Source organism: Skermania sp. ID1734 (assembly GCF_007489285.1).
In the GTDB taxonomy this organism is placed as follows: domain Bacteria; phylum Actinomycetota; class Actinomycetes; order Mycobacteriales; family Mycobacteriaceae; genus ID1734.
Genome location: NZ_VLIY01000016.1, coordinates 38,748 through 59,606 on the forward strand (window position 1 = coordinate 38,748; position 20,859 = coordinate 59,606).

The 20,859-nt window shown below is 65.2% G+C and carries 15 protein-coding genes; 2 read left to right on the top strand and 13 right to left on the bottom strand.

What is annotated here, in order from left to right:
• Nucleotides 1-55: 55 nt before the first annotated feature.
• Both FOS14_RS18985 and FOS14_RS18990 read left to right on the top strand, forming a co-directional pair.
• Nucleotides 56-547, top strand: a complete 492-nt coding sequence (locus FOS14_RS18985; protein WP_143772396.1) for a histidine phosphatase family protein — start codon at nucleotides 56-58, stop codon at nucleotides 545-547.
• Nucleotides 548-551: 4 nt separating this feature from the next.
• A complete protein-coding gene (locus tag FOS14_RS18990; RefSeq protein ID WP_143772397.1) occupies nucleotides 552-1,847 on the top strand; it encodes a nitrate/nitrite transporter in 1,296 nt (431 codons plus the stop codon).
• Here FOS14_RS18990 and FOS14_RS18995 read toward each other — a convergent pair.
• The 13 genes from FOS14_RS18995 to FOS14_RS19055 all read right to left on the bottom strand — a co-directional run bounded on the left by FOS14_RS18995 (nucleotide 1,825) and on the right by FOS14_RS19055 (nucleotide 20,857).
• The gene (locus tag FOS14_RS18995) at nucleotides 1,825-2,025 is read right to left on the bottom strand and encodes a hypothetical protein (RefSeq protein WP_143772398.1); all 201 of its coding nucleotides are present in this window, start codon (nucleotides 2,023-2,025) and stop codon (nucleotides 1,825-1,827) included. The two genes, FOS14_RS18990 and FOS14_RS18995, sit on opposite strands and share 23 nt — an antisense overlap.
• Nucleotides 2,026-2,035: 10 nt before the next feature.
• Entirely contained in the window at nucleotides 2,036-3,178 is a 1,143-nt protein-coding gene (gene nagA / locus FOS14_RS19000) for an N-acetylglucosamine-6-phosphate deacetylase (RefSeq protein WP_143772399.1), read from the bottom strand.
• Complete coding sequence (locus FOS14_RS19005; RefSeq protein WP_221936740.1) at nucleotides 3,175-4,179, bottom strand: SIS domain-containing protein; 1,005 nt, start codon at nucleotides 4,177-4,179, stop codon at nucleotides 3,175-3,177. The genes nagA and FOS14_RS19005 overlap by 4 nt, the downstream gene beginning before the upstream one ends.
• Nucleotides 4,180-4,199: 20 nt before the next feature.
• Nucleotides 4,200-5,072: an N-acetylglucosamine kinase gene (locus tag FOS14_RS19010; RefSeq protein ID WP_143772401.1), complete on the bottom strand. Its 873-nt coding sequence runs from the start codon at nucleotides 5,070-5,072 to the stop codon at nucleotides 4,200-4,202.
• Nucleotides 5,069-6,460 carry a sugar porter family MFS transporter gene (locus FOS14_RS19015; protein ID WP_370512262.1) on the bottom strand — a complete coding sequence of 464 codons (1,392 nt, stop codon included), beginning with the start codon at nucleotides 6,458-6,460 and terminating at the stop codon, nucleotides 5,069-5,071. Before FOS14_RS19015 ends, FOS14_RS19010 begins: the two co-directional genes overlap by 4 nt.
• A gap of 110 nt (nucleotides 6,461-6,570) precedes the next feature.
• The gene (locus FOS14_RS19020; RefSeq protein ID WP_143772403.1) at nucleotides 6,571-7,404 is read right to left on the bottom strand and encodes a DUF559 domain-containing protein; all 834 of its coding nucleotides are present in this window, start codon (nucleotides 7,402-7,404) and stop codon (nucleotides 6,571-6,573) included.
• Nucleotides 7,405-7,669: 265 nt separating this feature from the next.
• Nucleotides 7,670-11,623 (bottom strand): DNA-directed RNA polymerase subunit beta', encoded by a 3,954-nt coding sequence (locus FOS14_RS19025; RefSeq protein WP_143772404.1) that lies wholly within the window; start codon nucleotides 11,621-11,623, stop codon nucleotides 7,670-7,672.
• A gap of 64 nt (nucleotides 11,624-11,687) precedes the next feature.
• Nucleotides 11,688-15,182: a DNA-directed RNA polymerase subunit beta gene (locus tag FOS14_RS19030; protein WP_143772468.1), complete on the bottom strand. Its 3,495-nt coding sequence runs from the start codon at nucleotides 15,180-15,182 to the stop codon at nucleotides 11,688-11,690.
• Between the two features lie 376 nt (nucleotides 15,183-15,558).
• Nucleotides 15,559-16,254, bottom strand: coding sequence for a hypothetical protein (locus tag FOS14_RS19035; RefSeq protein WP_143772405.1), 696 nt, complete (start codon nucleotides 16,252-16,254; stop codon nucleotides 15,559-15,561).
• 77 nt (nucleotides 16,255-16,331) lie between these two features.
• Entirely contained in the window at nucleotides 16,332-17,036 is a 705-nt protein-coding gene (locus tag FOS14_RS19040) for a hypothetical protein (RefSeq protein WP_143772406.1), read from the bottom strand.
• A gap of 13 nt (nucleotides 17,037-17,049) precedes the next feature.
• Nucleotides 17,050-18,300, bottom strand: a complete 1,251-nt coding sequence (locus FOS14_RS19045) for an MCE family protein (RefSeq protein ID WP_143772407.1) — start codon at nucleotides 18,298-18,300, stop codon at nucleotides 17,050-17,052.
• The gene (locus tag FOS14_RS19050; protein WP_143772408.1) at nucleotides 18,297-19,565 is read right to left on the bottom strand and encodes an MCE family protein; all 1,269 of its coding nucleotides are present in this window, start codon (nucleotides 19,563-19,565) and stop codon (nucleotides 18,297-18,299) included. The genes FOS14_RS19045 and FOS14_RS19050 overlap by 4 nt, the downstream gene beginning before the upstream one ends.
• Nucleotides 19,565-20,857 carry an MCE family protein gene (locus FOS14_RS19055; protein WP_185981837.1) on the bottom strand — a complete coding sequence of 431 codons (1,293 nt, stop codon included), beginning with the start codon at nucleotides 20,855-20,857 and terminating at the stop codon, nucleotides 19,565-19,567. Before FOS14_RS19055 ends, FOS14_RS19050 begins: the two co-directional genes overlap by 1 nt.
• Between the last annotated feature and the right edge of the window lie 2 nt (nucleotides 20,858-20,859).

Below are 20,859 nucleotides of genomic sequence, written 5' to 3' on the forward strand. Positions count from 1 at the left end.
AGTGTGACACCCGTCGCATACCTCGGTGACGAGTGGGCGCATTACGGTTAGCGCCATGCCGCGCTCGCTCATTCTCATGCGCCACGGGAAGTCCGCGTATCCCCTCGGCGTCATCGACCACGACCGCCCGCTCGCCGCGCGCGGTGAACGCCAGGCCGCGCTCGCCGGCGAGTGGCTGCGTGCGCATCAGCCGCCGATCGATGCCGTGCTCTGTTCGACTGCCGCACGCACCCGCGAGACGCTCGCCGCGACGGGCATCGACACGAAAGTCAGCTTCGAACCCAGCATCTACGAGGCCGGCATCGAGCAACTGATCGAGTTGATCCGGCTCACCGACGATTCCGTGCAGACCCTGCTGGTGGTTGGTCATGCACCTGGAATTCCCTGGACTGCATGGGAACTGGCGGCCAACCGGGACTCACCGCACGCCGATGCGCTGAGCGCGAAATTTCCGACGTCGGCCATGGCGGTGTTGGCCGTGGACGATTCGTGGAGCGGTCTCGGCACCGGCCTGGCCGAGCTCGTCGACTTCCACATCCCGCGCTAAATCGATGAAGCGCGCCTACCTCGTCTGGGGAGTCGGGGTTGCCGCATATGTGATCGCCGTGCTGCAGCGCACCTCGTTCGGAGTGTCCGGATTGGCAGCGGCCGGCCGCTTTCACGCCAGCCCCGCAACCCTTTCCGGGTTTGTGGTGTTGCAGGTGGTGGTTTACGCGGCAATGCAAATCCCGGCGGGTGTGCTGCTGGATCGGTTCGGTTCCCGGGCGATGATCGTGGCCGGCGCCGTCACCATGGCGGCCGGGCAACTCGTGCTGGCCGTCGCCGACTCGCTCGGTCCGGCTATCGCCGCGCGCGTGCTGGTGGGCATCGGCGACGCCTGCACATTCATTTCGGTGCTGCGTCTAGTGCCGCAGTGGTTCGCCCCGCGCCGGGTGCCGCTGCTCTCGCAACTCACGGGCATCATCGGACAGTTCGGACAGGTGTTGTCGGCCATCCCGCTGATGGCGGTGCTGCACGGCGCCGGGTGGCAGTCGGCCTACATTTCCGCGGCCGCGCTGGGAGCATTGTTTGCCGCCCTTGCCGCAGCCGTCGTCCGCGACGCACCACCCGGCCTGGCGGTGGTTGCCGCGCCGGCGCCGCCGCGCGAGGTAGCCAGGCAGATCCGCGCGGCGTGGGCGCGACCTGGGACCCGCCTGGGCTTCTTCACGCACATGGGGTCCCAGTTCTCGATCACGACGTTCGCGTTGATGTGGGGCGTGCCCTATTTGGTGTCGGCGCAAGGGCTTTCCGAGGGAGCCGCCGGCGGATTCCTGGCCATCTCGGTCGTCGCGGCTGTGGCCGCCGGGCCGGTGCTCGGCGTGCTCAGCGCCCGGCACCCGCTGCGGCGGTCCTGGCTGGTGCTGACGATCATGCTGGCCAACGTCGGCGTGTGGACCGCAGTATTGAGCCTGGCGGGCCCGGCGCCGCGCTGGCTGCTCACGCTGCTGGTCGTGGTGATTTCGGTCGGGGGGCCGGGCTCGATGATCGCGTTCGACTATGCGCGCATGTTCAACCCGAGCACCAGCATGGGCACGGCGCAGGGCATGGTCAACATGGGCGGCTTCGTCGCGACACTTGCCGTGATCGAAGCCATGGGTGTGGTGCTCGACCACGCGGGCGGTTACAGCTTCGGCGCGTTCCGGGCGGCCTGGCTGGTGCAGTATCCGGTGTGGGCGCTTGGCATCATCGGAGTCCTGATAACCCGGCACAAAGCCCGCAAAGGCCTTGCCGCAGAGGGCATTTACATGACACCGCTGCGCGAGGTGATGGTCCGGCGAAGGACTGTCAGAAGAACTTCCCGCCGATGATCATCGCGATGACCAGCAGCACCACCAGCGCGATAGCCCAGCCGAAGCCAGCGAGCCACCACACCAATCCGAAGAGCACCACGGCGGGAGAGATCGCGATCGCGGCGATGACCGGGCTTTCGCGCACTGTCTCGACCGCGGATTTCGCGCGAACCCGATCAAGCTTCTTTCCAGGCACGCCCACCAGCCTAGTGGGAATCGTCCGGTTCGCCCACCCACACGCCGGCGCACAGCACCGCATCGACGTGTAACTCGGGCGTCAGCACCACGAGATCGGCCCGGTTGCCCGGGCGCAGGCTGCCCACGTTGTCGATGCCGATCGCACGCGCGGGGGTCGACGCGGTCATGCGCGCCGCTGCACACAACGTGTCGTCACTGGGCACCGGACCGACCGCAGCCCGAAAGACCCGATCCATCGTTGCGGTGCTGCCGGCGATCGTGGCGGTCGCCGAGAGCCGCGCGATGCCCGCGTCGACCACGACGTCGAGATCGCCCAAGTGGTATGCGCCGTCGGGCATTCCGGCGGCCGTCATGGCATCGGTGATCAGCGCGACCCGCTCCGGCCCGGCCGTGGACAGCACGTGACGGAAAACCGAGTCGTGCAGGTGGACCCCGTCGGCGATGAGTTCCACGGTGACGCGGGCGTCTTCGATGAGCGCCAGCGACGGTCCCGGCTCGCGATGATGCAGCGGCCGCATGGCGTTGAAAACGTGGGTGCCCACGGTGGCACCGGCGTCGATCGCCCTTAGTGTCTGCGCATAGGTCGCGTCCGTATGACCCACGGCCGCAACGATTCCGGAGTTAACCAGCGCTTCGATGAACCCGGCAGCGCCCGGCAGTTCCGGCGCCACGGTGACCATGCGGATGGCACCGGATGCGTTGTGCAAGGCCGCTAACTCGGCCGGGTCGGGGACGCGCAGTTGGGTCCGGTCGTGCGCGCCGCAGCGGGCCGCACTCAACCACGGACCCTCCAGATGGATCCCTGCGATGGTTGTGCGGCCCACCAGATCGGTTACCGCGCTCACCTGTTCGCGCAGCACCTCCGGGGCAGCGGTCACCAGACTCGCCAACGTGGTGGTGGTGCCATGGCGCAGATGGAAGTCGGCCGCGGCCCGAATTTCGGCTGGGTTGCGAGAGGTGTAGGCAGCACCGCCGCCGCCGTGGACGTGTATGTCGACGAAGCCCGGGACGATGGTCGCGTCCGGAAACTCGCGGTCGGCGCGCCGGGGCGGCTGGTCAGGACCGCAGTCGACGATTCGCTCGCCGCTCGTTTCGATCCAGCCCGGTCTGCAGACGCGGTCCGGCAAGACGACTGTTCCGGCGGTGATCACAGCGTTTGCGTGACCTTGCGCAGCCCGCGCGGCTCATCGGGATCCCCACCGCGGGTGACAGCCAACTGCAGAGCAAGCTGCTGCAGCGGGAGGATCTCGAGCAACGGCGACAACTCGTCCGGCACACCGCTCGGCAAGGCAATCGCGCCCGCCAGGCCGGCGGCTTTCGCACCGACGGTTACGACGTCGGCACGCAGCTCGGCCAGCCGCGCAAGCACCGGCGCCATCGCTTGCCCGCCGGGCCCCTCCGGAACCACGGCGATGACCGGAACCTGGGGATCGATGGTTGCCAACGGCCCGTGCAACAGGTCAGCTCCCGAAAATGCTTGCGCCGAAAGGTACGACGTCTCCATCAGTTTCAATGCCGCCTCCCGCGCCGTCGGGTACGCGTATCCGCGGCCCGTGGTAATCAGGCGCTGCGCGAAGCGGTAACGCGCGGCGATGAAGTCCACCGCGTCGGAGTGCCTGAGCATCTCGTCGCCGAGCTCGGGCAGGGCGGAGATCTCGAAATCCGTGTCGCCGTTCAGCAACATGTGCAGCGCAAGCAATTCAGCGGTGTAGGACTTGGTTGCCGCAACCGCGCGCTCCTCGCCGGCCAGCACATCGACATGGATCTGGGCGGCGTCCGCCAGCGCCGACGCGGGATTGTTGGTGACCGCCACCGTGAGCGCACCCTGCTGACGGGCCACCTCGACCGTGCGGACCAGATCGGGCGAGCCACCGGATTGGCTGACCGCAATCACCAGCGTGTCGCGCAGGTCCGGAGTCGAGCCGTACACGGTCATGGTCGATGGTGACATCAGACCGGCGGGCAAGCCGTGCACGATTTCCACCAGGTACTTCGCATAGAGCGCGGCGTGGTCGCTGGTCCCACGCGCGACGAAGAGTACGAATCGCGGCGCGTATTCACGGATTCGAGCCGCGGCGGCGGCAATCGGGTCCGCGCCTTCGGTGAGCAGCCGACGCCACACCTTCGGTTGCTCGGCGATCTCGGCCGCCATCAGGTGTCCGGGTTTGGGGGTCATGAGGGGCAACTCATTTCTCGCTGAGCGAGTCGGATCGCACCGTGTACGGGTTCGACATCCAGCACGCGGACATCATTGCGCGACAGGAATTTTCGGATTTCTTCTTGCAGCATCGGCTGGTGCACGGCGAGCCCACCGGCGAGCACCACCGGCCCGTCGATACCCAGTTGGCGGCCCACCTCGGCGGTGAGACCGGTCAGCGCCGCCGCGGCAGCGGTCACGATGCGCCTGCCCACTTCGTCGCCGCCGCGTGCCTGGTCGAACACGACGCTGGCCCGCTGCGCCCAGTAGCGGCGATCGTGCAGTTCGTAGAAGTGGTCGAGCAGCGCGGCCGGATCGGCAAGCCCGCAGGCGGCGGTGATCGCCCGAGTCAGCGAATCGGCAGCGAGCCCATGATCCACGCGCGAGAGCGCATGTCGCACAGCTTGCTGACCCACCCAATAGGCACTGCCCTCATCACCGAGCAGGTGCCCCCAGCCGCCCACCCGCACGGTGCGCTCGCCGCGCTTGCCCCAGGCCACCGAGCCGGTGCCGGCGATGAGCGCGATGCCGTCCTCGGCGCCCGCGGCGGCGAGAATCAGCTGGCTGTCATGGACGACGAGCAACTTTGCGTGCGGGAAGCGCCGCTGCAGAAGGTCGGTGATCTGGCGGGCGGTCTGCGGCGTTCCCGCAGTCCCGGCACACACGGACTCGATTGCCTCGCACGGCATTTCGGCCAGGACCGCATCGAGTTGCCGACTCGCCTCCGCGAGGCCGACCGAGGCGACGTTGGCGCTTCCGGCGACCGACTCGTGCACCGTGACCGTTCCGGTGCAACACAAGGCCTTGGTTTTCGAGCCGCCGATGTCGAGGCCCAGGGCGACCGTCATCGCTGGGTCACCTGAGCGGTTTCGATTGTGTTGGCAGGCCAGCGCCCGCCGTTGTCCCAGTAGTGGCGGATGTCCTCGAGTTGGCGTCCCTTGGTCTCGGGTGCGAACCGATAGACGAACGCGAAGCCGGCCAGCGCCAGCAGCCCGAACACCGTAAAGGTGCCCGCTCCGCCGAGCGAGTTCAACATCGTCAGGAACACCGCGGCAACCACCGCATTGGCCACCAGATCCGAGGTCAGCATCGCGCTAGAGCCCATCGAGCGCAGTCGCGCGGGGAAGCTTTCACCGGCATAAACCCAGACCAGCGCACCAAAGCCGAAGGTGAACCCGACCGTGAACAGCAGTACCCCGAAGAACCCGAAGATGGTGAGCGCGCCGCCGAAATCACTGCCGGTGACGAAGACGCCGATCAGCACGATGTTGGCGAGAATCATCATGGCGATGCCAGAGAGCAGGATCGGCCGGCGCCCGAGCCGGTCGACCAGCAGCAGCGAGACCACCACGGCCACGAGCGCGGCCGCCTGCACCAGTGCCGGCAGGATGAGCAACGCGAAATTGCCGTGAAAGCCCATGGCCTCGAACAGTCTTGGGCTGTAGTAGACGATTGCGTTGATGCCGGTGATCTGGATGAAGAAGCCGAGTCCTACGACAAAGATGGTGGCTCGCAGGTACGGCTTGCGCAGCATCTCCTTGATTGCCCCGCCCTTTTCGGATCTCAGCGCGAGGCCGATCTCGGCGAGTTCGGTGTCGACATCCGCGTCCGGTTCGACCATCCGCAACACCCGGCGGGCGTCGGCGGCGCGCCCCTTGAGGAGGTACCAGCGGGCGGTGTCGGGAAGCCGCAACAGCAACAGTGTGGTCAGCACCGCGGGCGCGGCCGCGAGGCCGAGCATCCAGCGCCAACTGTGTGAGCCGGCCAGAAAGTAGGCGATGACATATCCGATGATGATGCCCACGACCGTCGCCACCTGGTACGCCACCAGCAGCGAGCCGCGAATGCGGGCGGGTGCCGATTCAGCGACGAATACCGGCACCACGACAACCGACACCCCGATGGTCAGGCCGAGCAGGAACCGGGCAACCAGCAGCAGGCCGACCGATGGCGCCAACGCGCCGAGCAGCGCGAACACCGCGTAGGTTGCGGCGACCAGCACCATGGACTTCTTGCGGCCAATCGCGTTGGCCAGCAATCCGCCCCCGATGGCACCGACGATCTCCCCGATCACCACCGCGGTCGTGATCATTTCCTGCTGGTGGGTGCTGAGCCCGAATTCGTCGGTGATGAACAGCAGCGCGCCCGCGATGTTCGACAGGTCGTAGCCGTAGATCACGCCGACGCTGGCGGCAGTGATCCCGACCAACATGCCGAGTCGCGACGATCCGCGCATCTCGTCGAAAACACTCATCCCGCACCCCTCTTGTTCCGTGATCATGAGGAAATCTACGCAAAGGCCAAGTAGAGCTTCACCATTTGCTCATGATCACGGCTGCCAAGAACCTACGCGATCGCGGCGCGGGCGGCTAAATGAGCCAAAATGCGGGCCAGCAACTGCTGTGGCCGACGGCGAACGTCATCGGCGGTGATCGGAATGATCAACCAGCCCCGATCCTGCAGCCACGCAACCCGCGCCTTGTCTCGCCGCACCGCTAACGCATTTCCGTGGTGCTCATCCCCGTCGTACTCGGCTGCGAGCATGAACGCTGGCCAGGCGAAATCCAAGTAGAACCGGACAACGCCGAAATCGTCGAAAACCGCGAACTGTAGCTCCGGTGTCGGTACCCCACCGTCGAGTAGCAACAGGCGGGTCTCGGATTCCATCGGCGACTCTGCGCGCCCATCCACGAGAGGGAGCAAGTCCCGCACCACAACTATGCCTCGTCGGCCGGCTTGGCAGCGGGCTGCCGCAGCCAAATCGGATTCGCTGACTCCGACTCGCACAGCGGCGTCGAGAGTTGCCAGCGCCCGAGGTCTGGTCAATGTGCGAGCAAACTCAACGGCTGTCCATGCCGGCTCGGTGACGTGGCGCCCGTCCACCACCACTACCGGCGCACCAAGACGCTGATGCACGTGGAGTCCCGGCAAGCAATGCCTGCAGCGCTGCAACGGATCGATGATATGGATTGCGCTACCGCCTTGAACGTCGAAGCCATGCAACTGCGCCGCGGTGCCCAGGCACGCGATGGGCCGAACTCCGAGGACGGGCACCAGCGCGTCGAGCCGCAATACCAGAGATGGCTCCGCAGTCGTATACACGCCATGCCAAATTCGATGCAGCACTCCGTGTTTCACCATCCGGCGAATGTCGGCCTCGGTGAACTCGGTGCGCAGCACGGCGAAGGTGAGGATGTCATCGTGGGGTGGCCGCTAGGGCAGCAAGTCGGATATCCATGAGGACAGCCTCAAGAGCCACCATGACAAAAACGGACGCCTGCAGCGTGGCCTGTGGATAACCCGCTCCGGCGGCCGTGATCATGAGGAAGTCTCCACAACCATCAAGAAGGTAGTCGCGATTTGCTCATGATCACGGCAGGAAGGGTGGGGATAACAGAGAAGTGGGCCGGTCCCGTACTGGAACCGGCCCACCTTCTTTTGACTCCTAGCGGTAGTCGCTGAACCCGTAGTCGTCCAGCGGCACGGCCGCACCAGTCGAGGCCCCGAACGCGTCCGGGCTGTAGTACTGGTCGTCGTAGGACGGGATGGCGTAGGCCGCGGCCCGCGCCTCCTCGGTCGGCTGCACCTGGATGTTGCGGTAACGGTTGATGCCGGTACCGGCCGGGATCAACTTACCGATGATCACGTTCTCCTTGAGACCGATCAGCTTGTCGCTGCGGCAGTTGATCGCCGCATCGGTAAGCACGCGAGTGGTCTCCTGGAACGACGCCGCCGACAGCCACGAGTCGGTGGCCAGCGACGCCTTCGTGATACCCATGAGTACCGGACGACCGGCAGCCGGCTCCCCACCCTCGGCGACGACGCGACGGTTGGCCGCCTCGAACTCCGAGCGCTCGGTCAACGAACCGGGCAGGAACTCCGTCGAGCCCGAGTCGATGATGGTCACCCGACGCAGCATCTGGCGAACGATCACCTCGATGTGCTTGTCGTGGATCGACACACCCTGGCTCCGGTACACCTCCTGGACCTCGTTGACGAGGTGGATCTGCACCTGGCGCGGGCCCATGACGCGCAGCACCTCGTGCGGATCCGCCGAGCCCTCCAGCAACTGCTGGCCGACATCGACGTGGTCACCATCGGCAAGCAGCCGCTCGGTGCCGTCGGAGTGCTTGAACACACGCAGCCGCTGACGCTTCGAGAGCTTGTCGTAGACAACTTCGTCGCTGCCGTCGTCGGGGATGATCGTGATCTTGTAGAACCGATCGTCGTCCTCGAGCCGGATCCGGCCGGAAACCTCCGCGATCGGCGCCTTGCCCTTGGGCACGCGCGCCTCGAAGAGTTCCTGGACACGGGGCAGACCGCCGGTGATGTCCTCGCCGGCCACACCACCCTGGTGGAAGGTACGCATGGTCAGCTGCGTCCCGGGCTCACCGATGGACTGCGCGGCGACGATACCGACCGCCTCACCGATGTCCACCAGCTTGCCGGTGGCCATCGAGCGGCCATAGCAGGTGGCACACACGCCGGTTCCGGTCTCACAGGTGAGCACCGAACGGACCTTGACCTGCGCGATGCCCGCATTGAGCAGCGCCTCGATAGCCGGGTCGCCGAGGTCGGCGCCCGCGGCCACGATCACGTTGCCGTCAGCGTCGACAGCATCGGCGGCCAGTGTCCGGGCGTAGGTGCTCGTCTCCACGTGGGCGTCGCGCACCAGCGAGCCATCGGGCTGCCGTTCCGCGATGGTCGTGGTGATGCCGCGCTCGGTGCCGCAGTCGTGCTCGCGGACGATCACGTCCTGGCTGACGTCGACCAGACGACGGGTCAGGTAGCCCGAGTCGGCGGTACGAAGAGCGGTGTCGGCCAGACCCTTTCGAGCGCCGTGGGTGTTGATGAAGTACTCCAGCACCGTCAGGCCCTCCTTGAACGAGGACTTGATCGGCCGCGGGATGAACTCACCCTTCGGGTTGGTCACCAGACCCTTCATGCCGGCCAGCGAACGGACCTGCGTCATGTTGCCCGCCGCGCCCGACTTCACGATCATCGGGATCGGGTTGTCGTCCGGGAAGTGCTCCTCCATGGCCTTACCGACCTCTTCGGTCGCGACCTGCCAGATCTTGACCAGCGCGTTGTTGCGCTCCTGGTGGTCCAGGGCACCACGCTGGTACTTCTTCTCGATCTGCTCGGCCTGGGCCTCGAAGCGCTCCATGATCTCCGCCTTCTCCGGCGGCACCAGGACGTCCGACATGGACACGGTGACACCGGAGCGGGTGGCCCAGTAGAAACCGGCGTCCTTCAGCTTGTCGACGGTCTGCGCGACGACGATCATCGGGTAGCGCTCGGCCAGATCGTTGATGATCGTGGCCTGCCGCTTCTTCGGCATCTGCTCGTTGACGAACGGGTAGTCCGCCGGGAGCAGCTCGTTGAAGAGCACGCGACCCAGAGTCGTTTCGGTGGTCCACGCGTCGCCGCGGTGCCAGCCGTTCGGGAACAGCTCGGCCTCGACGTCCCGCGGCGGGCGCTGGTCAGTGAGCCGCACCTTGATCAGGGCCCGCACCGACAGGGCACCACGGTCGACCGCCATGATCGCCTCGGCCGGCGAGGAATAGGTGCCCTGCTCCGGCTGGTCGTTGGTGGCCGGCCGGTATTCGCCGATCGCACCTTCCTCGAGCCGCGTCAGGTGGTACAGGCCCGTCACCATGTCCAGACGGGGCATGGCCAGCGGGCGACCCGACGCCGGGGACAGGATGTTGTTGCTCGACAGCATCAGGATCCGGGCCTCGGCCTGCGCCTCGGCAGACAGCGGCAAGTGCACAGCCATCTGGTCACCGTCGAAGTCGGCGTTGAAGGCCTCACACACCAGCGGGTGCAGCTGAATGGCCTTACCTTCCACCAGCTGCGGCTCGAAGGCCTGAATGCCGAGGCGGTGCAGCGTCGGGGCACGGTTCAGCAGCACCGGGTGCTCGCCGATGACCTCTTCGAGCACGTCCCACACCTGCGGGCGTTGCCGCTCCACCATCCGCTTGGCGGACTTGATGTTCTGTGCGTGGTTGAGGTCCACGAGCCGCTTCATCACGAACGGCTTGAACAGCTCGAGCGCCATCAGCTTCGGCAGACCGCACTGGTGCAGTTTCAGCTGCGGACCGACGACGATCACGGAACGACCCGAGTAGTCGACGCGCTTACCGAGCAGGTTCTGCCGGAACCGGCCCTGCTTGCCCTTGAGCAGGTCGCTCAACGACTTCAGCGGGCGGTTGCCCGGTCCGGTGACCGGACGTCCACGGCGGCCGTTGTCGAACAGCGCGTCCACCGACTCCTGCAGCATCCGCTTTTCGTTGTTGACGATGATCTCGGGCGCGCCGAGGTCGATCAGTCGCTTCAACCGGTTGTTGCGGTTGATCACGCGGCGGTACAGGTCATTGAGGTCGGAGGTGGCGAAGCGGCCACCGTCGAGCTGCACCATCGGCCGCAGCTCCGGCGGGATCACCGGAACCGCGTCGAGCACCATGCCCATCGGCGAGTTGCCGGTGCTCTGGAACGCCGCGACGACCTTGAGCCGCTTGAGCGCGCGCAGCTTCTTCTGGCCCTTGCCGCTGCGGATGGTCTCGCGCAGCGACTCGGCCTCGGCCTCGATGTCGAAGTTCTCCATCAACTTCTGGATCGCCTCGGCACCCATCGCGCCGGTGAAGTACTCGCCGTAGCGGTCCTGCAGTTCGCGGTAGATCTGCTCGTCGAGGATCAACTGCTTGGGAGCGAGCTTGGTGAACGTGCTCCAGATCTCCTCGAGCCGGTCCAGCTCCCGCTGGGCGCGGTCACGGATCTGGCGCATCTCGCGCTCGCCGCCGTCCTTCACCTTGCGGCGGGCATCGGCCTTGGCGCCCTCCGCCTCGAGTGCCGCGAGGTCCTCTTCGAGCTTGCGCGCCCGCTCGGCCAGGTCGATGTCCCGCTGGTCGCTGACGCCCTTCTTCTCGACCTCCATCTCGGCCTCGAGCGTCGACAGCTCGTTGTGTCGCAGCTCGTCGTCGACCGTGGTGATCACGTAGGCGGCGAAGTAGATGATCTTTTCCAGATCCTTCGGCGCCAGGTCCAGCAGGTAGCCCAAGCGCGACGGGACGCCCTTGAAGTACCAAATGTGGGTGACCGGCGCGGCCAGCTCGATGTGGCCCATCCGCTCACGGCGCACCTTGGCGCGAGTCACCTCGACGCCACAGCGCTCACAAATAATGCCCTTGAAGCGCACGCGCTTGTACTTGCCGCAGTAGCACTCCCAGTCCCGGGTGGGACCGAAAATCTTCTCGCAGAACAAGCCATCCTTCTCCGGCTTGAGCGTACGGTAGTTGATGGTCTCCGGCTTCTTGACCTCACCGTAGGACCACTGCCGAATGTCTTCGGCGGTGGCGAGGCCGATCCGGAGTTCATCGAAGAAGTTGACGTCTAGCACGCCGTAACTTCCTTTCCCCAAAACTGGGTTTTGGTTGCTGCCAAAATTCGATTAAGTCGGACTGTTACTGCGCCATGTCATCGACGGTCGCGGACTCGTTGCGGCTCAGGTTGATACCCAGGTTGGCGGCCGCACGCTCGAGGTCCTCGTCGTCCCCGTCGCGCATCTCGATCGCCGCCCCGTCCGAGGAGAGCACCTCGACGTTCAGGCACAGCGACTGCAGCTCCTTGAGCAGCACCTTGAACGACTCCGGAATACCGGGCTCCGGAATGTTCTCGCCCTTGACGATCGCCTCGTACACCTTCACGCGGCCGACCACGTCGTCCGACTTGATGGTGAGCAGCTCCTGCAGCGTGTATGCCGCGCCGTAGGCCTGCATGGCCCAGCACTCCATTTCACCGAAGCGCTGACCACCGAACTGCGCCTTACCACCGAGCGGCTGCTGGGTGATCATCGAGTACGGACCAGTCGAACGTGCGTGGATCTTGTCGTCGACCAGGTGGTGCAGCTTGATGATGTACATGTAGCCGACCGAAACCGGATACGGGAACGGCTCACCCGAGCGGCCGTCGAACAGCGTGGCCTTGCCGTCCGGGCCGACCATCACCTCGCCGTCGCGGTTGGGCAGCGTCGAGCCGAGCAGCCCGGTCAGTTCCTCCTCACGGGCACCGTCGAAAACCGGCGTCGCGATTCGGGTGTCCGGCCCCTGGGCGTGCATCTCCTCGGGCAGCGCCGAGGCCCATTCCGGGTTCCCCTCGATCTGCCAACCGGTCTTGCCGATCCAGCCCAAGTGGGTCTCGAGGATCTGACCGATGTTCATACGACGCGGAACACCGTGGGTGTTGAGGATGATGTCGACCGGCGTGCCGTCCGGCAGGAACGGCATGTCCTCCACCGGCAGGATCTTGCCGATGACACCCTTGTTGCCGTGCCGGCCGGCGAGCTTGTCGCCGTCCTGGATCTTGCGCTTCTGCGCCACGTACACGCGGACCAACTCGTTGACACCCGGGGGCAGCTCGTCATCCTCGTCGCGGGAGAACACCCGGATGCCGATGACCTTGCCGGACTCGCCGTGCGGCACCTTCAGGGAGGTGTCGCGGACCTCACGCGCCTTCTCACCGAAGATCGCGCGCAGCAGTCGCTCCTCCGGCGTCAGCTCGGTTTCACCCTTCGGGGTCACCTTGCCGACCAGCACGTCGCCGTCACGGACCTCCGCACCGATGCGCACGATGCCACGCTCGTCGAGGTCGGCGAGGACCTCGTCGGAGACGTTCGGGATGTCCCGGGTGATCTCCTCGGCACCGAGCTTGGTGTCACGGGCGTCGATCTCGTGCTCCTCGATGTGGATCGAGGTGAGCACGTCCTCTTCCACGAGCCGCTGGCTCAGGATGATGGCGTCCTCGTAGTTGTGGCCTTCCCACGGCATGATCGCCACTAGCAGGTTCTTGCCGAGCGCCATCTCACCGTTCTCGGTGCACGGGCCATCAGCAAGAACTTGGCCGAGCTCGACCCGCTGACCTTCGTCGACGATTGGGCGCTGGTTGGCGCAGGTGCCCTGGTTGGAGCGGGCGAACTTGCGCAACCGGTAGGTGCGGCGGGTGCCGTCATCGGCCATGACCGTGACGTAATCGGCGGAAACGTCCTCGACCACACCGGACTTGTCCGAGACCACCACGTCGCCGGCGTCCACGGCGGCCCGCAACTCCATGCCGGTGCCCACCACGGGCGCCTCGGAGCGAACCAGCGGAACCGCCTGACGCTGCATGTTGGCACCCATCAGGGCACGGTTGGCGTCGTCGTGCTCGAGGAACGGAATCATCGCGGTCGCGACCGAAACCATCTGTCGCGGCGAGATGTCCATGTACTCGACATCCGACGGCGGCACCAGCTCGACCTCACCACCCTTTCGGCGGCACAGGACGCGGTCTTCGGTGAACCGACCGGAAGTGTCGACCTTCGCGTTGGCCTGGGCCTTGACGAAGCGGTCTTCCTCGTCGGCGGTCAGGTACACGATCTCGTCGGTGACCCGGCCGTCGACGACCCTGCGGTACGGCGTCTCGATGAAGCCGAACGGGTTGACCCGCGCGTACACCGACAGCGAACCGATCAGGCCGATGTTCGGGCCTTCCGGCGTCTCGATCGGGCACATGCGGCCGTAGTGCGACGCGTGCACGTCGCGGACCTCGAGGCCGGCGCGCTCACGCGACAGACCACCAGGGCCCAGCGCCGACAGGCGACGCTTGTGCGTCAGGCCCGACAGCGGGTTGTTCTGGTCCATGAACTGCGACAGCTGCGAGGTTCCGAAGAACTCCTTGATCGCGGCCACGACTGGGCGAATGTTGATCAACGTCTGCGGCGTGATGGCCTCGACGTCCTGGGTGGTCATCCGCTCACGGACCACGCGCTCCATGCGCGACAGGCCGACCCGGATCTGGTTCTGGATCAGCTCGCCGACCGTGCGCAGGCGACGGTTGCCGAAGTGGTCGATGTCGTCGACCTCGACGGGCACCTCGACGCCACCCGGGGCGGTCATCGTGGTGTCACCGGCGTGCAGCCGAACCAGGTACTCGATGGTCGCGACGATGTCCTCGCGGGTGAGCACCGTCGAGGTGATCGGCTCGCCCACGTGGATGCCGAGCTTCTTGTTGATCTTGTAGCGACCAACTCGCGCCAGGTCGTAGCGCTTGTCCTTGAAGAACAGGTTCTCGAGCAGCGCCTGCGCGCTCTCCTTGGTCGGCGGCTCGCCCGGACGCAGTTTCCGGTAGATGTCGAGCAGGGCCTCGTCGGTGTTCTTCGCCGGGTCCTTCTCGAGCGTGGTCATCATGATCTCGGAGAAGCCGAACCGCTCGCGGATCTCCTCGTCGGTCAGCTCCAGCGCCTTGAGCAGCGTGGTGACCGGCTGGCGACGCTTGCGGTCGATGCGCACACCCACGGTGTCGCGCTTGTCCACGTCGAATTCCAGCCACGCACCGCGGCTCGGGATCACCTTGACGCTGTGCAGCATCTTCTCGGTGGTCTTGTCGATGGTCTCGTCGAAGTAGACGCCCGGCGAACGGACGAGCTGCGAGACGACCACGCGCTCGGTGCCGTTGATGATGAACGTGCCCTTGTCGGTCATCATCGGGAAATCACCCATGAAGACCGTCTGACTCTTGATCTCACCGGTGTTGTTGTTGATGAATTCCGCGGTGACGAACAACGGCGCCGCGTAGGTCATGTCCTTTTCTTTGCAGTCGTCAACCGACGCCTTCACCTCGTCGAAGCGCGGGTCCGAGAAGGACAGCGACATCGCACCGGAGAAGTCTTCGATGGGCGAAAGTTCGGTGAGGATTTCCTCCAAACCGCCGGTGACGGCGTGATCGCCGCGCGATGCGGCCTTCTCACGCCACTCCGGCGAACCGATAAGCCATTCGAACGAATCCGTTTGCAGGTCGAGCAACCCCGGAACTTCGAGGGGCTCGCGGATCTTTGCAAAGGAAACCCGCTGCGGGGCTCCCGGAACTGCGAACGATTCAGCCTTGGTCTGGCTAGAGACTGCCAAGATGCGTCCTTCCAGCACCTCACGCGGGCCACCCGAGTGGGTGGCCATCGCTGTTTTTTGCTACGAATTTCGCTGGTCACGACCCGAACGAAACTCGTCCACAGCAGGCGGAAAGCAACCACCGAAAATGGCGGATTCAGCGATGCAGTCGAGAGGTGGACAGGAGGCAGCCAGCGCAACGTCCGAACTTACACCATATTCGGCGCCATGTCTAGCGGCAGCAGAAATAACACCCGAGCCGAGTGCCCCGCGCAGTCATTGCGGCGGGACACCTACCGCTGGCTCTTCAGGTGTATCTCGGGTGCATCTGGCGAAGATTGTTGCATGTTATGGCCAATAGAGTGACTCGTACGAGCGGCCGCGTCAAGGTTTACGGCGGTGTTTGGCGCGTCGATCACCGATCGACGATGTTGGAAGCCACCCAGTTGTCGCCTGATTTCACCATGTCCACGACGATCGGCCCCGACGCACTGTCCTGGGCCACGCCCTTGTTGGTGGCGCTCACGGTCAGGTTGACGAGCAGTTCCGCCCTATCGCCATTGAGCAGCGTGACGCCGATCGGGTCGACGGTCGCATCCGTCTTGGTCTGCGCTTGCTTGACTGCGGCGACGGTCTGTCCGACGGTCTGGTCGAACTTCTTGCGCATGTCGTCGGTGATGACTTGGCGGGCCTTGTCCGGGTAGCCGTCGATGTGCTCGTAGTCGTAGCTGTAGAGCGTCTTCAGCGCGTTCTCGGTGGCCGCCTTCACCTGCTCGGTCTTCGCCGTGTCGACATAGGCTTCGTTGGACACCCGAGCCCCCGGCTTGAACGCGGCGAGTGCCGCGATGATGCCGAAGACCACGGTGACCACGCCGAGGATCGCGACGAGCCGCCAATTCCGGTCCGGGACGCGGCGCAGACTCGCGAAACGCTCGCTTGGTCCTGCGGCGGCGACGTCCGGCGCCGGTTGGGTTGAGTCCGCCTGCTCTTTGCGGCGCAGCGACGAGCCGGATCCACGCCGAAAGGCCGGCGTCTTCCGGGTCGGTTCGGCCGCCGGCTGCTCGGCCGGTTCGGGCGCGGGCTTACGACCCGGCGTTGAGCTCCCTGCCACGCGGGGCCGACGCGAAGTGTTCGGACGATTACGACGATTCGTTGCCATCAGCGAAAAATCCCTAAGTCAAATACAGATCAACGACCGGCCGGAGCGGGTGCCGGCGTTGCCGGCGGCGCGGCGCCACCCTGGTCGACCTGCGGGGTGTCGAGCAGCACCGGCGGGCCCAGCGAAGTGGCCTGCGTCGCCTTCCAGACATCACCGACCTTCTTCATCGCCAGCGTCCAGGTCACCCGCTGCTTCGTGGGCTTCTGGTCCGGCATAGTCGAAGTCTGGGTGAGGACCACCATGGCCTTGGCCGTGTCATCGTCGGTGTTCAGCTCGGTGATCGTCGCGCCCATCACCGTCGACTCCAGCCGGGTCTTGCTGGAACTCGCCAGTTGCTTGAGTTTGTCCCGGTTCGAGTTGATCTGGTCGAGCATGTCATCGGCCGACGACGACTGCATCAGCGCAATGCTGCCGTCGATGTTGTCGGGATTCATCGAGTTCAGGTTCACCGCCGCTTGCCGCGCGCCGTCGAGAGCGGCCTCACGGGTGTCGGCGCGAGGCTGCTCCACGAACGCAGCGTGTACCCACCCGAAACCACCCCAGCCGGGGGCGAACACGAAGAAGCATGCGGCGACCACGCTGGCCACGGCCAGTATCGCCATGACCGCCGTGGCTACCGGCAGCAGCCACGATCGGCCAGTTTCGTTCGTCTCCTCGCTGATCTCCTCGGGAAACCGTTCGCTGGGAAATTCTTCGTTGTCTTCGTTGCTGACCGCGGGGTCGTCTGCACTCACACTTTTAACCTAGTCATCGCTTGGGAACCACACCGATCAGCGTCGACAGCTGCGTAGCGATCGGCGTGAGATTGAGCTTATCCGGATCAGTCTTGGGCACATTGTCCCACGGCTGCGGAACGGACGGGTCGTCGTAGATCACGCTCTTCTGTCCGCGGACGTCCGTGGCGTTGCCCTCGGGCACCTTACAGCCGGCGTTCGTGTTGAACGGAATATCGTCGCGGCTGTCATCGAAGTTCGGGTTCTGCGCCTTCATCTGCGCGAGCATCTGATAGGTGCTCTCGTAGCCGACCGTGCAAGATACCGGGTTATTCGTCTCCAGCACCAACCCGAGGTGCACAGTGCCATCACCCGGCGCGACGCCCGAGCCACCGATGGACAGCCCTGGCAGCAACTGCAGCAGCGGCTTCAGGTTGAACGCCTTCGGCGCCACCGTGACCATCGTCTGATGCAGGTTCGTCAGGTCGGTAGTAAGCGCGGTACCGCTGTCGGTGATGAGCTTGCCCAGCTCGCCACTGAAATCGAGCCCGGTGTCGACGAGTCGCCGGACGTCTGGATCGGAGTCGCGCAACTGTGCGGTAACTGACTGCAGCCCGACGCTGTAGGAGCCGATCGCATTTGCCTGTTCGGCCTGAGTGTCGAGGAAGGTGCGGCCGTCGCGGATCAACGCGAGGGTCTGCGGCAGCGAGTCCTTGAAGGTCTCACTGAAGTTCGTCACCGAGTCCACCAAGGACTGCAGGTTGTCGCCCTGGCCGTCGAATGCCACGCCGAGCTGGGCCACCGCGGTGTGCAGGTCGTCCAACGGCACCGATTTCGCCAGCGAGTTGACGTTGGCCAGCACATCCTGAACCGGGGTCGGAATCTTTGTCCGGCTGACCGGGATGACCGAACCCGACTCCAGGTACGGGCCGTTGTCGGTCTCCGGGCGCAGATCGACGTACTGCTCACCAATGGCCGACCGGTCCGCGACGGCGGCCTTCGTGGACGCCGGGATCTTTGGTGCGCTGCTGTCGATCAGCAGTTGCACGTTGATGCCGTCCCGCGTGAGCGTCATGTCGCCTACCCGGCCCACCGGCACACCGCGATAGGTGACTTCGGCGTTCGGGAAGACACCGCCGGAGTCGGGTAATTGCACCGTGACCGGGTACTGACGGAAGCCGAGCAGCTTGTCGATCCGCGCGTAGCGCGCACCCACGTAGATGATGCCCAACACCGCGATGATGACGAACGCGGCGAGTTGGATACGTACCGTACGTGACCTCATCGCGGACCCACCCCTAGTTGCTTGAGCAGCGAACCCATCGGATCGGAGACCGGCGCACCGGGCGCAGGAACGCCAGGCTGCGGTATCGGGTTGGGAATGATGGGCGGCAACGGTAACAGCGAAACGGTCGGCCAGCCCGGTCGCGGACCGTTGCCGTTGTAGTACGGGTTGGTCGGATTGACCGGGACCGGGCGACCCGGCGGCGGGTAGTAGACCGGGTCGGCCTTACCGACGCCCAGGTTCGACAATGCATCGCCGACCTGCAGGTCCACCGAGGCGAACAGGTTCATCGAACCACCGTGCAGTGCGGGCAAGCTCGAGTCCGGGAACGGATACGTCGGAACCAGCGGCAGTGAAGTCACCAAATCCGGCGCGGCCTTCCCGAGCGCCTGCAGTGTCGGGCGCAAGGACCGCAGATCGGTGATCAGGTTCTGCTTGGAATTGTTGAGCACGTCGTAGCCGACCTTGCCCAAGCGGTCGAGCTGGCCCAGCATGGCGACCAACTGCGGACGCTGTTCCTGCAGGATGCCGACGCCCTTCGGCAACTCGTCGATCAGCTTGCCCAGTTGGTCGTTCTGCTGGCTGACTCGGGTGCTGAGGGTGTCTAGGCCGTCGAGCGACTTGGTGATCGAGTCGACCTGTTCTTCGAGGCCGCTGATCAACGTGTTCGCCTGCTCGAGCAACGCGCGCACCTGCGGTTCGCGGCCGCCGACTGCCTTGTTCAGCTCCGTCACGATCGGCTGCAACTGCGCCACTCCGCCGCCGTTCAGCAGCAACGACAGTGCGCCGAAGATCTCCTCGATCTCCACCGCGTGCCGGGTGCGCGACAACGGAATGACCGCGCCATCGGCAAGTCGCTGCGCCGACGGATTCTCTTTGGGCGCCTCGAGCGACACGAACTTCTCACCGAGGAGGTTGGTCTGTTTGACCTCCGCGGTCGCGTTGGCAGGCAGGCTCACCGAGTTGTTGATCTCCGTCTTGACGTTCGCGGTCCAGCCGCTCGGGCCCACGGAGATGCTGTCGACCTTGCCGACGGAAATACCGTCGACCTTGACCGAAGATTGCGGCACCAGGTCGAGCACGTTGTCGAACTGCACAGTGATGTGCAGCGGGTGATCGCCAACGTCGGCGCCACCGGGCAACGGGACCGAGGAAACTCCCTGTGAACAGGACGACGCAAACAGCGCCACGGTGCACAGCCCGGAACCGACCGCCGCGACCCGGATTTTCCGGGGAATTGGCCGCAGTGAAATCGATTTACGCATCACCGACCCCCTTGCTGCTGCGACGGTGCCACACCGTCGGTCTGGCGCGGGGAGGGATTGCCCGGCACCGTTCCGGGCAGCGGAGCCCGCTGCTCGTTTTCACCGCTGAGGATGCCGAACGGCAGGTTCAGCGTCGGCGTCTTGATGCCCGCGGTGATTTGGTCCATTACCCGGGTGCAGTTATCGAGGATCGGCTTCATCTGCCGGCCGAGGGCCTCGAACTGCGGGTCGCCCGGCTTCAACTTGCCGAAGTCGATCAGCTTGCACAGCGTGCCGAACGGATCCTGCAACTGCGGGAAGTACGGGCGCATGTCGAGCGTGCCGGATTCCGCGTTGTGGACATTGACCAGGTTGCTGGCGGTCACCGGCAGGATAGCCAACACCTTGGCCAGGTTGTCGCGCTGGTCAGCCAGCGTCTTGGTGAGGGTGGTCAGGCTTTCGGAGTTGCTGTGCAGCAGATCCTGATTGTCGTGCACGAATCGGGCCACGTCACCGAGCGACACCGAGATCAGGTTCAGCGACTTACCCAGGTCCTCGCGCTCGCCCGACAGGAAGGTGGACAGGTCGGCAAGCTGGCTGTTGAACTGCCGAACCTGGTCGTCGTTGGCGGCCAGCATGCTCACGAACGTCTGCAAATTCTTCACTGTGTCGAAGAAGTCGCCGCGGCTGTCGGACAGGTACCGCGCAGCCTTGGACAGATTCGTGATGCTGGTCCGCAGCGCTTCACCGTTGTTGTTGAAGTTGGCGGCAGCGGTGTGCACGAGGTCGGTGAGTGCGCCGTTCTTGTTGGCACCGTTTGGCCCGAGTGCCTTGGACAGCTTGTTGACGCTGGCGTAGAGCTGGTCCACCTCGACTGGAGTTGCGGTCCGGCTCAACGGGATGGTGGCCTCGCGCGCCATCTTCTCCCCGCCGCTGTAGGCGGGAGTGAGCTGGATGAAGCGGTCGGACACGATCGACGGGACAATCTGGACGGCCTTCGCGTCGGCCGGAACGTCGTACTTCCGGTTGACGCTCATCTCGACCTTGACCTGGCTGCCCTCGGGCTCCACCGAGTCGATCTTGCCGACCGGCACGCCCAGGATGCGGACCTCGGATCCCGAGTAGATGCCTACTGCGGAATCGAAGTAGGCCGTGATCTTGGTGGTCGTGGCCCGCTGGAACAGCCACCAGCCGAGCCAGCCCAGGCCGATCAGCACGACCACGATCAGGGCGATCGGCGCAACCTTGCGCACCCGCGCACGCCGGTCCGACACGGTCGATTCATCGAGATTCTGCTCAGTGTTTTCGCTCATGG

Excerpts from the sequence above, each read along its gene's own strand:
- FOS14_RS18985 (WP_143772396.1), top strand. The coding sequence starts at position 56 with ATGCCGCGCTCGCTCATTCTCATGCGCCACGGGAAGTCCGCGTATCCC.
- FOS14_RS18990 (WP_143772397.1), top strand. The coding sequence starts at position 552 with ATGAAGCGCGCCTACCTCGTCTGGGGAGTCGGGGTTGCCGCATATGTG.
- FOS14_RS19005 (WP_221936740.1), bottom strand. The coding sequence starts at position 4,179 with ATGGCGGCCGAGATCGCCGAGCAACCGAAGGTGTGGCGTCGGCTGCTC.
- FOS14_RS19010 (WP_143772401.1), bottom strand. The coding sequence starts at position 5,072 with ATGACGGTCGCCCTGGGCCTCGACATCGGCGGCTCGAAAACCAAGGCC.
- FOS14_RS19015 (WP_370512262.1), bottom strand. The coding sequence starts at position 6,460 with ATGCGCGGATCGTCGCGACTCGGCATGTTGGTCGGGATCACTGCCGCC.
- FOS14_RS19045 (WP_143772407.1), bottom strand. The coding sequence starts at position 18,300 with ATGAGGTCACGTACGGTACGTATCCAACTCGCCGCGTTCGTCATCATC.
- FOS14_RS19050 (WP_143772408.1), bottom strand. The coding sequence starts at position 19,565 with ATGCGTAAATCGATTTCACTGCGGCCAATTCCCCGGAAAATCCGGGTC.
- FOS14_RS19055 (WP_185981837.1), bottom strand. The coding sequence starts at position 20,857 with ATGAGCGAAAACACTGAGCAGAATCTCGATGAATCGACCGTGTCGGAC.